Source organism: Solibacillus sp. FSL W7-1472 (genome assembly GCF_037969775.1).
In the GTDB taxonomy this organism is placed as follows: Bacteria; Bacillota; Bacilli; order Bacillales_A; family Planococcaceae; genus Solibacillus; species Solibacillus silvestris.
In genome coordinates, this window is sequence record NZ_CP150208.1 from 782,532 (window position 1) to 794,905 (window position 12,374).

Annotated in this window: 11 protein-coding genes and 1 other annotated feature; of the genes, 6 read left to right on the forward strand and 5 right to left on the reverse strand. The window is 38.3% G+C overall.

The window, feature by feature from the left end; all coding sequences use genetic code 11:
* Positions 1 to 24 precede the first annotated feature (24 nt).
* Entirely contained in the window at positions 25 to 1,266 is a 1,242-nt protein-coding gene (fabF, locus tag MKY07_RS03695) for a beta-ketoacyl-ACP synthase II (protein WP_339263866.1), read from the forward strand.
* A 245-nt stretch (positions 1,267 to 1,511) separates the two neighbouring features.
* Here fabF and trpS read toward each other — a convergent pair whose 3' ends face one another.
* Positions 1,512 to 2,501, reverse strand: a complete 990-nt coding sequence (trpS, locus tag MKY07_RS03700; RefSeq protein WP_014824616.1) for a tryptophan--tRNA ligase — start codon at positions 2,499 to 2,501, stop codon at positions 1,512 to 1,514.
* 64 nt (positions 2,502 to 2,565) lie between these two features.
* Positions 2,566 to 2,782 (reverse strand) — a binding site (T-box leader).
* 465 nt (positions 2,783 to 3,247) lie between these two features.
* On the opposite strand from trpS, the gene spxA reads away from it, so the two are divergent.
* From spxA to pepF, 4 genes are all read left to right on the forward strand, one after another.
* A complete protein-coding gene (spxA, locus tag MKY07_RS03705) occupies positions 3,248 to 3,646 on the forward strand; it encodes a transcriptional regulator SpxA (RefSeq protein ID WP_008403575.1) in 399 nt (132 codons plus the stop codon).
* Positions 3,647 to 3,959: 313 nt separating this feature from the next.
* Entirely contained in the window at positions 3,960 to 4,613 is a 654-nt protein-coding gene (mecA, locus tag MKY07_RS03710; protein ID WP_339263868.1) for an adaptor protein MecA, read from the forward strand.
* A 323-nt stretch (positions 4,614 to 4,936) separates the two neighbouring features.
* Positions 4,937 to 6,064 (forward strand): competence protein CoiA family protein, encoded by a 1,128-nt coding sequence (locus tag MKY07_RS03715; protein ID WP_339263869.1) that lies wholly within the window; start codon positions 4,937 to 4,939, stop codon positions 6,062 to 6,064.
* Between the two features lie 54 nt (positions 6,065 to 6,118).
* Positions 6,119 to 7,927 carry an oligoendopeptidase F gene (gene pepF, locus MKY07_RS03720; protein ID WP_014824613.1) on the forward strand — a complete coding sequence of 603 codons (1,809 nt, stop codon included), beginning with the start codon at positions 6,119 to 6,121 and terminating at the stop codon, positions 7,925 to 7,927.
* Positions 7,928 to 8,871: 944 nt separating this feature from the next.
* On the opposite strand, the gene MKY07_RS03725 is transcribed toward pepF, so the two are convergent.
* The 4 genes from MKY07_RS03725 to MKY07_RS03740 form a co-directional block, all read right to left on the reverse strand.
* Positions 8,872 to 9,693, reverse strand: coding sequence for a DsbA family protein (locus tag MKY07_RS03725; RefSeq protein WP_008403571.1), 822 nt, complete (start codon positions 9,691 to 9,693; stop codon positions 8,872 to 8,874).
* A complete protein-coding gene (locus MKY07_RS03730; RefSeq protein WP_008403570.1) occupies positions 9,690 to 10,088 on the reverse strand; it encodes a hypothetical protein in 399 nt (132 codons plus the stop codon). Before MKY07_RS03730 ends, MKY07_RS03725 begins: the two co-directional genes overlap by 4 nt.
* Before the next feature lie 309 nt (positions 10,089 to 10,397).
* Positions 10,398 to 11,165 (reverse strand): lytic transglycosylase domain-containing protein, encoded by a 768-nt coding sequence (locus MKY07_RS03735; RefSeq protein WP_275584029.1) that lies wholly within the window; start codon positions 11,163 to 11,165, stop codon positions 10,398 to 10,400.
* A 23-nt stretch (positions 11,166 to 11,188) separates the two neighbouring features.
* Positions 11,189 to 11,776 carry a CYTH domain-containing protein gene (locus MKY07_RS03740; RefSeq protein ID WP_339263871.1) on the reverse strand — a complete coding sequence of 196 codons (588 nt, stop codon included), beginning with the start codon at positions 11,774 to 11,776 and terminating at the stop codon, positions 11,189 to 11,191.
* Positions 11,777 to 11,881: 105 nt separating this feature from the next.
* Here MKY07_RS03740 and MKY07_RS03745 point away from each other — a divergent pair, with 105 nt between their 5' ends.
* Positions 11,882 to 12,328, forward strand: coding sequence for a hypothetical protein (locus MKY07_RS03745; RefSeq protein ID WP_339263872.1), 447 nt, complete (start codon positions 11,882 to 11,884; stop codon positions 12,326 to 12,328).
* Positions 12,329 to 12,374: the final 46 nt, after the last annotated feature.

Genomic DNA, 12,374 nt, shown 5'->3' on the forward strand with positions numbered 1-12,374 from the left:
TAACTTAGAAAAGGGTGTTAAATAATGGAGAAAAGAAGAGTTGTTGTTACAGGAATCGGTGCAGTTACGCCAGTAGGAAACAGTGCAGAGCAAGCCTGGGAAAATGTAATTGCAGGCAAGTCTGGTATTGGACCATTAACACGAATTGATACGAGTAAGTTTACTGTGTCTGTAGCGGCAGAAATAAAAGACTTTAATATAGAAGAATATATTGAAAAGAAGGAAGCGCGCAAAATGGACCGCTTTACACATTATGCGATCGCTGCTTCTATGATGGCTGCAAAAGATGCCAACTTGACTATTACAGAGGAAATGGCGCCACGCGTAGGTGTATGGATCGGGTCAGGGATCGGCGGAATGGAAACGCATGAGCAGCAGTTTTTAACTTTCCAGGAACGCGGTGTTCGACGTGTGAGCCCGTTTTTCGTACCAATGATGATTCCAGATATGGCTTCAGGTCAAGTATCGATTTATCTTGGGGCAAAAGGGGTCAACTCTTGTTCCGTAACGGCTTGTGCATCGGGAACTAACTCGATTGGTGATGCGTTTAAAGTAATTGAACGTGGAGACGCTGATGTGATGATTACGGGTGGAGCAGAGGCGCCGATCGTAACAATGGCGGTTGCAGGCTTCAGTGCAAACACAGCGTTATCGTTAAATCCGGACACGGCTACTGCATCACGTCCATTTGATAAAAACCGTGACGGCTTCGTTATAGGTGAAGGTGCAGGGATTTTAATTTTAGAAGAATATGAACATGCGAAAGCGCGCGGTGCTAAAATTTACGGAGAAGTCGTTGGTTATGGTTCAACAGGGGATGCCCACCATATTACAGCACCGGCTCCAAACGGTGAAGGTGCAGCACGTGCGATGCAAATGGCGATCGATGATGCACAAGTATCTCCTGACCGCGTTGGTTATATTAATGCCCACGGTACGAGTACACCATATAATGACTTATTTGAAACACAGGCAGTCAAAACTGTTTTTGGTGACCATGCCTATAAATTGGCGATGAGTTCAACGAAAAGTATGACAGGCCATTTATTAGGTGCAGCAGGCGGGATTGAGGCAATCTTTACGGTACTTGCATTGAAGGAAGGTATTTTGCCGCCGACAATGAATTTACAGGATCCGGATCCGGAATGTGACCTGGACTATGTACCAAATGCCGCACGAAAAGCGGAAGTTGAATATGCGTTAAGCAATTCACTGGGCTTTGGCGGACATAATGCTTGTTTATTATTCAAAAAATATACAGATTAATAAATGACAAAAAACGAACGTGCTTCTTCTATCGCACGTTCGTTTTTCGTATAGTTGTACGAAGGATGGTGTTTTGACACGCTTCGTACTATTTTTATTTTTTTATGGGCTCAGTGTCATGTCGATCAGTAATATGATTCTATACTTGAATTACCGCACGCTCGGCTATTCATGGCATGCTGTATTACTGTACATTGTACATGGAGCAGAGTTGTATCTGCTGATTGTTGCTATTGGTGGGATGATTAGCGTCGTTTACGGCCTAAGCCCATCGCGTTCTCCATTTTCTTGAGTGTTTTAGAGGCAATGGCATTCGCTTTTACTGCACCCTCATCCAAAATTTCATCAAGTTCCGGTGAGTCAATCAGTGCATAATAGCGTTCTTGAATTGGTGTTAAATGGTCAATAACAGCCTGCGCTACTCCAGCTTTAAAATCACCATAGCCTTTGCCTTCATACTTTGCTTCTAAATCTGCAATCGCTGTACCGGATAGGGCAGATTCAATAATAAGCAAGTTCGATACACCCGGTTTGTTTTCAATATCAAATTTAACGATTCCCTCAGAATCTGTTACAGCGGATTTGATTTTCTTTTCGATTTCTTTTGCTGTATCAAGCAGGCGAATCGTCGCTTTTGAATTTGTATCGGATTTTGACATTTTTTTCGTTGGCTCCTGCAATGACTTGATACGAGCGCCTTCTTTCGGCAATTGAATATCAGGAATCGTTAATACATCATTGTAGCGCTTATTGAAACGTTCAGCTAAATCGCGTGTTAATTCAATATGCTGTTTTTGGTCTTCACCAACTGGTACGATGTCTGTATTGTACAGAAGGATATCGGCAGCCATTAACGGCGGGTATGTTAAAAGTGCGGCAGAAACGGATTCTTTACCTGTCGATTTGTCTTTAAACTGTGTCATGCGCTCTAATTCTCCGATTGAAGCGACACATTGAAGCATCCAGCCTGCTTGGGCATGGGCAGGGACTTCTGACTGAATAAATAAAATCGATTTTTTCGGATCAATGCCACATGCGATATACATTGCTGCCAATGAGCGAATATTTTTTCGTAACTCAAGGCGGTCCTGTGGCACAGTAATTGCGTGCTGATCCACGATGCAATAAATGGCGTTGTTGTTTTCCTGTAAAGCGGGGAATTGTTTAATCGCACCGATATAATTCCCTAAAGTAATTGTTCCTGTTGGTTGTACACCTGAAAAGATGGTTTTCATTGGGTGTTCCTCCTTAAAAATCAAATGAAAATAAAAAAACATCATGCGTCCTCTATTCGAAAATAGAAGGGACGAATGATGTTAAAATCCGCGGTACCACCCAGCTTGCCTCAATTGGCCACTTTACTTCGTAACGTGAAGGCGACGAGCTGGACTACTAATAGAAACGTTCATCAAGCTAACTCGGAAGTCCATTCCATTTAACGAATGATCTGTTTGCACCAACCACAGACTCTCTAGGCATTCAAATTAAATGTACTACTCTTCGTCATCGTTTTTCATAATCTTGAATGGATTATAACGTAAGTATTGAAAAGAAAGCAATTGTTTTATTTAAAGAAATAGGAATAAAACAAAGTGAAAATGGAAATAGTAGTAAATAGATAATTATATTTTAAGAAATGGCATGATATTATCTGACTTTTTTCTCAATTACAATTTGATAAATGAGAAAAAACTTTAAAAATCAGTACGTTTTATTTTACTATTTTATGGGTAAATTTTAATATGGCGCAAAATTCTAGAAAGTGTGCTTATTAGAGAGAAATATGTAATAAAATTTATTACGTAAGTTGAATTATTTGTTGACATTGTATATTCAAACATGGGTTATTCATGTATAATGGGAACAGAATCTTAAATTAAATTAATTCTAAATTGAGTTTTATTTATACATTTGTGCTTCTTCATAAAAGGAAGCAACATCTAGCAATTGAATTGAAATCAATTAGAGAGGGAGTGAGCCAATGTTAGTAACATTATTTACTTCACCAAGTTGTACTTCATGTCGAAAAGCAAAAGCATGGTTAGAGGAACATGATATCCCATATACAGAACGCAACATTTTTTCCGAGCCACTTACAATTAGTGAAATCAAAGAGATTTTACGAATGACAGAAGATGGTACCGATGAAATTATCTCGACGCGTTCGAAAATTTTCCAAAAGTTGAATGTTGATGTTGAAACATTGCCATTACAGCGATTATATGAGCTTATTCAGGAATATCCAGGATTATTACGCCGTCCGATTATTTTAGATGAAAAACGTCTGCAAGTCGGTTATAACGAAGATGAAATTCGTCGATTCCTGCCTCGTAAAGTACGAGCATACCAGTTGCAAGAAGCCCAACGCATGGTTAACTAAATAGACCGCTCATGATGTTACGGATGCATATTGTGCAATTGTAGCATCTTTTTTTTATTTTAGAACATATTAGAAAGACACCTTAATTACTTGATTTAAATGGAGTGGTGCAATACAATTTCAATTATTCAAATAATTTATGCTGAATAATGTTTTTCCTTTTCATTTTAATCGATTCCATCATACAATAGAGTTATAGATACTTCTAATATTTAAAAGTATCTCAGTTCCGATGCAATAGAACGCCATATTGTATGCCACTTGGAAATAAAGCGACGTTCTATACAATGACTGTGAAGGGGGTTGAGGTCTAATGGACATCGAACGCATTAATGAAAATACGCTAAAATTATTTATTACGTATAGTGATATCGAGGACCGCGGTTATACTCGCGAAGAAATATGGTACAATCGCGCAAAAGGTGAAGAGCTTTTCTGGGATATCATTGGTGAAATAAATACAGATGATTATTTCGATTTAGATGGTCCAATTTGGATTCATATTAACGCTTCAGAAAGTGGATTGGAAGTCGTTGTTACACGCGCGTCTGTAGGTAATGACTCCGAAACTTCTTCAATGACAGGCAACTTTGAAGATGACCTTCATATATCAGATCAATTAAATGAAATGGAAGAATCGATCTTCAATGCGATTGGCAAAGCTGCAAAAGAAGAAGAACAATCGCTTGAAAATGCCCGATTCCGATTTAAAGATATTGACGAACTAGTACCTCTTGCAAAACGCGCAGCACCATTAGGAATAGAGTCTGTGTTGTATAAATGGGAAGATTATTACTATTTATATGTAGATTTAAAAGATTTGGAAAGCGAGAAAGCGAGAAATATCATCGCTTTATGTACTGAGTATTTAGCTGCTTCCAAAATTACAGCGCACCGACTTGAAGAGTACGGGGAAACAATCATTGCTGAAGACTGCTTCGAAACAATCATTACGTATTTTGATTAGGACAGCAGTTTACGAAAGCCACCTGATTTCAGGTGGCTTTTTTGTGTTTGTGCTGGGGGGATATCTGGTTGAGGGAAGTAGAATATAGGGGGAGCAAAAGTAGAATAATGGTTGAGGAAAGTGGAATATAATGCGTGTGAAGCAGAACAGAGCATCGAGAAAGTAGAACCTTGTGACGGAAAAGTGGAAAGTTCGTCTATAAAAGGGAACGGCAAGCAATAAAAGTAGAAATCCTTTGAAAAAACCAGTTTCCAATAGTTACTATTTATAAGTTGAAATTGAATGTTCATTTCATTAAGATGGATAAAAAAGGGGGGTAGCGAATGCTGATCGCTTTGACGGAACAACAGCAATTATTCTATTTAACGTCGAAACTGCCGCCGGATGAGTTACAAAGATTAAAAAAGCAGCAATCCTTTTTTTGCCCTCAATGTAAAGAACAGCTTCTGTTAAAGGTTGGTCAAATAAAAATCCCGCACTTTGCCCATCAAAAAAATAGTGAATGCGATTCTTTGTTTTCAGAAGGGGAATCCGCCGCACATCTCCTCGGGAAACAACACCTCTTTCAACTTTTTACAAGCCTTCAGCTACGTCCCGTTCTTGAACCGTATTTACCACAGCTTCAACAAAGACCAGATCTTCTCATCGCATTTAATGATCGCCAATATGCTATTGAGTTTCAGTGCAGCCCAATCGCGCATCCATCATTTCAACTGCGTACAACCGGCTATTTAAATGCTGAAATCATACCGATCTGGATATTGCACACTCCCGAAAAATTCAAAAGTCCCGGTATTGTAAAAATTTCAATCAATCACACAAACGCGCAGTTTATGCAACGGTATAAAAAGCAGAAATACCTCATCACCTACGATGAGAAAAGTAAAACTTTCTACTATATAAGCAATTTAATCCATCTTCATAAATTGCAGTATTTTGCTGTCGTTAAGCCATTGCCGCTCAGCCAACAACGATTTCCGCTTTTAGTTCCAGAGAAAATATCAAAATCACAATTTCCTCTGCTGCTAAAAAAATACAGGAGTTATCGGGAGTACTATATCCGTCACCGTCTACTATTGAGTAAAAAAGGAGTTAACGATCGATTTTTTCGAGCCATTTATGAATTAAGGCTAATTATGACGAATTTACCGATTTTTTTAGGGATTCCTGTCTGCAATACGCATGCTTTTAACCGATTCTGTATAGAATGGCAAGTAGGGCTTTTTCATTTTATGAACGCCCATGCGCTCACACCTAAAACGATGAATGTGAAAGCGATTCCTTACTTTTTCAAATGGAGTCAATTGGAGCTGACGAATGAGCGGAAAACAGCGGTGAAACATTATTTAACAATTTTAAGACATCTTAAAATTGAGCAACTGGATGAAAATATAGCCGAAGAACAACTTTTTAATGTTCTATACGACGAATTGGTTGCAATTGGATGTTGAAATTGTTTAAATAGATTTATAATTTCGAATATCGGAATAGTAGGAGGCAAATAAATGGCAAAGCAAATTTTAACGCGTGAAGAAGTACCGGAGCAATTAACATGGGATTTAACATCAATCTTTGAATCGGATGAAGCGTGGGAAGCTGAACTGAAGGAAGTTGAGCAATTATCAAAACAAGCTTCAAATTATAAAGGAAAAGTAGCGGATAGTGCGGAAAGCTTATACAACACTTTGCAATTTAGCGATGCATTATACGAGCGTTTACACAAATTATACGTATATTCACATTTAAAACATGACCAGGACACTACGAACAGTAAATATCAGGATCTGGATGGTCGTGTGCGATCTGTTCTTACAAACGTAGGGGCAGCGTGGTCATTTATTACGCCTGAAATTTTAGCTTTGGATGAAGCAACATTAAACAGCTATGTGGAAAGTTATGAACCACTTTCATTATATGAACAAAGCTTAAAAGAACTTAACTTAGGCCGTCCTCATATCCTATCAGCTGAAAAAGAAGAATTACTTGCGCAATTTTCGGAAGTGACATCGACAGCCGGCAAAACATTCAGCGCATTAAACAATGCTGATTTAGAATTCCCAAAAATTAAAGGGGAAGACGGCGAAGAAGTACAAATTACGCACGGTAACTACATTACAATGCTTGAAAGCGACAATCGCGAAGTACGTGAGGCAGCATTTAAAGCTGTTTACAAAACTTATGGTCAATATAAAAATACATTTGCGACTACATTAGCAGGTAATGTAAAAGCACATAATGTAAATGCAAAAGTTCGTAATTACAATTCCGCTCGTCATGCAGCACTTAGCAATAACTTCATTCCTGAAAAAGTGTATGACCAACTTGTTTCAACAATCCATGATTACTTACCGGCATTACACCGTTATGTAGAGCTTCGCAAAAAAGTACTTGGTGTAGATGAGCTGCATATGTACGATCTATTTACGCCGCTTGTTAAAGAAGTGAAAATGGAAGTAACATATGACGAAGCAAAGAAAACGATGGTAGAAAGCTTCGCACCACTTGGTAAAGAATATCAGGAAATCGTTGAAAAAGGTTTGGAAAGCCGTTGGGTAGACGTGCTAGAAAACAAAGGGAAACGCAGCGGTGCCTATTCTTCGGGAACATTCGGTACAAATCCGTATGTCTTAATGAACTGGCAAAATAATGTGAATAACCTTTATACATTGGCACATGAATTCGGCCACTCGATGCACAGTTATTATTCACGTGCCAACCAGCCATATCAATATTCAGATTACTCGATTTTCGTTGCAGAAGTAGCTTCAACATGTAACGAAGAACTATTATTTGATCATCTAATGAAAACATTAGATGATGATAAACAGAAAATCTATTTATTAAATCAATGGCTGGATGGTTTCCGCGGTACGGTATTCCGTCAAACAATGTTCGCTGAGTTTGAGCATATGATTCATGAATTGGATGCAAAAGGCGAATCGATTACATCGGAAAAATTAACATCGATTTATTACGATCTAAACAAACAATACTTTGGTGATGCAATGACAGTTGACGAGGAAATTGGTCTGGAATGGGCACGTATTCCACACTTCTACTACAACTATTACGTATATCAATACGCAACAGGTCAATCAGCGGCAACAGCATTATCTAAACAAATTTTAGAAGAAGGCGAACCGGCAGTTGAGCGTTATATTAATAACTTCCTAAAAGCAGGCTGCTCGGATTTCCCAATCGAAGTATTAAAAGCTGCGGGTGTAGATATGGAATCTCCGGAACCGATTGCATTGGCATGTCAAGTATTCGAAGAGAAGCTAGAAGAGCTTGAAAAATTATTATTAAATAATTAATAGTTTGTGAAAACGCATCTGTTTCAGGTGCGTTTTTTGCTTGAAAAAATGGAAATTTACTTATTAGATAATGAATTTGATGAAAAAAGATTGTAGTTGATATTAAGGGGGAATGGTTTAGAAATGTTGATATATCGGCGTTTGAGGCGGGGATTTGACTACAGATTTATGACATTTTGTTTTAAACCACTTTTCTTTGAATGGAAACGCTTACTATATGACGAATTTGTGAAATTGTGAAAGATACATTGCAAGAAATATTATTCCATGATAGAGTAATACTCGTGAAATAAATCACATAACAAACATACACCCCTTTGTTTGAACGTGAACATTTCTCCCATCCCCTTTGTGAAAAAGAGGCGTCTTATTTCTCGAGAATAAGGCGCCTCTTTTGTTTTGTTCTTCTAATTCGTGCTCTCGGGTTAAAGGGGAAAGGGAGTTCTACTTAATCAGGCCAGTGTTCCACATTTCAATGAAAAGTTTCTACATACGAGGGGAAATATTCAACTTTCACCTCAAAAGAATCTACTTTCCCAATTGAATTGGCGAATAAAGAGAGAACGTTCTACTTAATCAGGCAAGTGTTCCTCATCCCACTCGAAACTTTCCACATTCCAAGGCAAACGTTCTAATTTAATCCTAAAAAATTCCACTTTTCCAATCCGAACGGCGAATAAAACAAGCGCTACTGCACTTCATCCAAAAACGCTTCTGAAACCCTCACAACAGCTTTTATACTCTCCCTAACTGATGCTAGCAAGTTCTCCATTCGCAGCCATATAAACGAGCACAGGGGCAAATTTACCTATATCTATTCTTACAACCCTAAAAGAATTCACTTACCTTATTCCTTCTTCGCACAGCTTCCGGAAAACAAAAAACCAGCCCTGCATGAAAGCATAGCTGGTCAAAATATTGTATAAGTGCGTTTTATAAATTATTTAGTAGGTCGTGCGTTCTTTTGCACGCCAAAGTGTAATTTCGTCAGTCATGATGCGTTCTACTTTTTGCTGAAGCATGCGTTTCTTTAATTCACGTTCTGCCAGTTGTTCATTGATTGAGTAGATTTCGGCTACTTCAGCTGTTGTTAAGGTGCTGAATCGATCGAATAACTCGTCTAATGCGGGAACCGGTTGGCGAATTAATTCTTCCCCAAGCAATTCTGCTAAAATATGCTCGTAAACTTCATAATTATAAGAACCGCTTACTTTCAGGCCTTCATCTTCAATGCATTCATTGAAAAATACGATGCTTGGAATTTCTTCAACTTCCATTTCACGTGTTAAGTATAAATCACATTGGAAGGCACGAGCTGCTTCTTTTGAACCAAAGTCGGACACGAACTCATCCATATCCAGGTTAACTTGTTGGGCGATTTCAATTAACGTCGCATGGGAATTGATATTGCGTGTATTAAGTGTCGCTACTTCTTGAACTTTGTTTAAATAGCGGAAACCTGCTCGCTTTCCTTGAAGTTCAGCCGCTTTAATTGCAATTGAAGGTAATGCTGGATGTGTAATATCCAATTCCGCTCCGGAAACACAGCCTTTCATCCGGCTCGTCATGCTGTTGAGAGCAGAGAGTTCCGTACTAAGGACATATCGACATGTAAAGTAATGACCATATTCTACTTGCAGTTTACGCATTGTCGTTTGAAGAGATAATGCTTTTTCGCAAAGGGGGTCAATAAAAATATAAAGCTCAATCGGTTTATTACATGTGGATGGTGCAACAGGTTGCTGTAAAAGTTGGATATTATTCACTCAAATCCCTCCTCATCATTTGGGGCGTTGACCATATGGTGAGCAGTCATTACGAGACGCTTATAGTAAACTTCACGGAATTTCCCGTCCAAGCCCACTTCGTCCATCGCCTCTGCCATACATTCAAGCCATGCCTGGGCACGATCGGGTGTAATTTTAAAATGCATATGTCTAGCACGCATCATTGGATGACCATGTTCTTCACTGAAAAGGTTAGGCCCTCCAAGATACTGCGTTTGGAATTGTATTTGTTTACGAATTGTTTCCGTCAGATCTTCAGGAAAAATAGGAATTAATAAAGGATGCTTCGCCACTCGAGAGTAGAACGCGTTAATTAATTCAGAAAGCTTTTCAGCACCGAGTTCCTCATAAGGAATCGTATATTTTCGATTCATTAGTTATACTCCTTTGTGTCTTTCTTTGCCAGTATATGAAATATGAATGTCATGTAAGTAATGTAAATTTCATTTAGGCGATACAATCATTCTAGCAACGTAGGGCCATTTTAACAAATAAAGTGCCCTGCCAAAAAATTTGAAGGGCATTCCACTTCTATTAAAAGTATGTTGGAATTGTTGATTTAATAGGTGTCCACATCAATTTTCCAGCAAATCCAAATTAGAGCATTTCAGGAGCATTTACAATTACATCTCAAAATTCCTTTTTGCTTTCGCCTTCCGATTTTCACTGGTTCCTGTAAAAAATTAAACACTCATATAGTTCATTATTTTTTTAACATAATTTTGAGTTTCTTGGAAAGGCGGAATGCCACCATATTTTTTAACATTTCCAGGACCGGCATTGTACGCAGCAAGGGCTGTTTCCACATTATTATCGAACTGGTCGAGCATTTGGCGTAAATATTTTGCACCACCCATAATATTTTGGGCAGGATCAAAGCGGTCAGAAACTCCTAAATACCGTGCTGTTGCAGGCATGAGCTGCATTAAACCGGATGCACCGGCAGCACTTGTTGCAGAAGCATTGAAATTCGACTCTTGTTTAATAACGGAAGTAATCAGTTTTTCGGGTAAATTGTATTTCTTTGCGGCAGCAGCAATTTCTGCTTCATAAGTCTCAGCACCGGCAAAGAAATTTGCTACGTCGGTCTTTCTTGTGAAATCCGTCATATACTGTTCAATTGTGGGTGTTTCACTACTTGCCGAAAGGGTATTGAATGTCCCCGGTAAATTTGTTAAGTTTGTAGAATTGTTCAATAAAAAGGATGCGATATAGTTTTGAGCAGCCGATTTTTGCTGCTGTGAATTAGAAGTTTGGTCGGAATCCGTTAACTGTTGGAAAGTGCTCACATCACCTAGGCCATTTAGCGAACTAGATAATGATTGTCCGTCTAAAATGTCGCTCATTAAATCGGAAAATAAAGTCGACGTAGATGATGACAATACACTTGAGCTTGACTGATTGGATGTATTTAAATTTTGAATTGCCTGAAGTTCAAGCAATGTTCTCATCGATGAAATATCCATCACAGCACCTAGCCTTTCTGATTGTTTAAAGCCATCATAAAGCGCACAATTTTCTTTTGCGCAGGCTGTGGCTCAATTGCATGATGTGCTAAAAATTCAGAGAAAATTTCTTTTCCTACTGCTTCATCATGTGTCTCATATTCTACCTCATAATCGTCGCAGTGCAAATAGAAAGAATGGTCAAACACGAGCAAACCGCCTTTGTATGGGATTTCTACCCGGTCGGTCGTCAATGATCCGTAACAGTGCAGCTCGCCTACCGGAATATTAAATAGCGCCAGTCTTTCGTTTACAGAATACGGGGGCACTCCTTCACCGGCCAGCATACGATCTGCTTCCTCACTTGTTAAGTAATCTGTCGTTTCTAAATGCTGGTGCTTGGAAGCTTTTTCTTTTAACGTAAATTCAATCGAATCTTCCACGACACGAATTCGAAGAGCACTGTGAATTTGTTTTAAATCGTTTTCTTTTGTATCAAAATAATGGTTAACCTGGCGAATAATTTGTTCGTGTCTTATGGAGAATGCTTCAAGAAGCTGTTCATACTGTCGTTTTGTTAGCATATTCTTAAATTCTATTTCAATTTGCTGTGTCATTGTCATCGTCCTTTTTGTTAATAGTTTTCAATTAAATTCAACGGCTTAAAGAAGTCAAACGTTTCTGCACCAATCGAGTGTCCTATGGTAAAATGTGAAGGGTAGATGAATCATCAATTTTATTATCGGACATTTTCCGGTTATGAAAAGAAAAAGGAGATTAATTCATTGCGAAACGTATATATAATTGAACATGTTGAAGTAGTACATAATGAAATCTATTTTATTTTAAATGAAAAGAAACAACTTAGCCAATTGCAATCGACAGGGCAAGTGATCGTCGATTCGGATAATGAGGCGTTTCTATATATCATAGAAGAAAATGAGGCATACAGTTATTTAAGCTTTTCAAAAAATGTATGGCCGCAACTATTACAGCTGTTATTGGCAGAGCAGAATGCATACTTGAAAGTGGAAGACGGTTTGCTGCCGCTACAACAATTTGCTGATGAATTACAAGGATTACTTTATAATATTGAAGGCAACAGCAACTATGGAGATCAATTTGTTGAAAATATCGAAAAGGTATTTGCCGAATTCTTAAATAAATAGCATTTAACTTAATTATTACAAGAAAAAGAATCATTTCACGCGATTT

Coding starts and splice junctions, on each gene's coding strand:
- MKY07_RS03745 (WP_339263872.1), top strand. CDS start 11,882: ATGAATCATCAATTTTATTATCGGACATTTTCCGGTTATGAAAAGAAA.
- MKY07_RS03715 (WP_339263869.1), top strand. CDS start 4,937: ATGCTGATCGCTTTGACGGAACAACAGCAATTATTCTATTTAACGTCG.
- spxA (WP_008403575.1), top strand. CDS start 3,248: ATGTTAGTAACATTATTTACTTCACCAAGTTGTACTTCATGTCGAAAA.
- fabF (WP_339263866.1), top strand. CDS start 25: ATGGAGAAAAGAAGAGTTGTTGTTACAGGAATCGGTGCAGTTACGCCA.
- MKY07_RS03735 (WP_275584029.1), bottom strand. CDS start 11,165: ATGAGAACATTGCTTGAACTTCAGGCAATTCAAAATTTAAATACATCC.
- pepF (WP_014824613.1), top strand. CDS start 6,119: ATGGCAAAGCAAATTTTAACGCGTGAAGAAGTACCGGAGCAATTAACA.
- MKY07_RS03740 (WP_339263871.1), bottom strand. CDS start 11,776: ATGACACAGCAAATTGAAATAGAATTTAAGAATATGCTAACAAAACGA.
- mecA (WP_339263868.1), top strand. CDS start 3,960: ATGGACATCGAACGCATTAATGAAAATACGCTAAAATTATTTATTACG.
- trpS (WP_014824616.1), bottom strand. CDS start 2,501: ATGAAAACCATCTTTTCAGGTGTACAACCAACAGGAACAATTACTTTA.
- MKY07_RS03730 (WP_008403570.1), bottom strand. CDS start 10,088: ATGAATCGAAAATATACGATTCCTTATGAGGAACTCGGTGCTGAAAAG.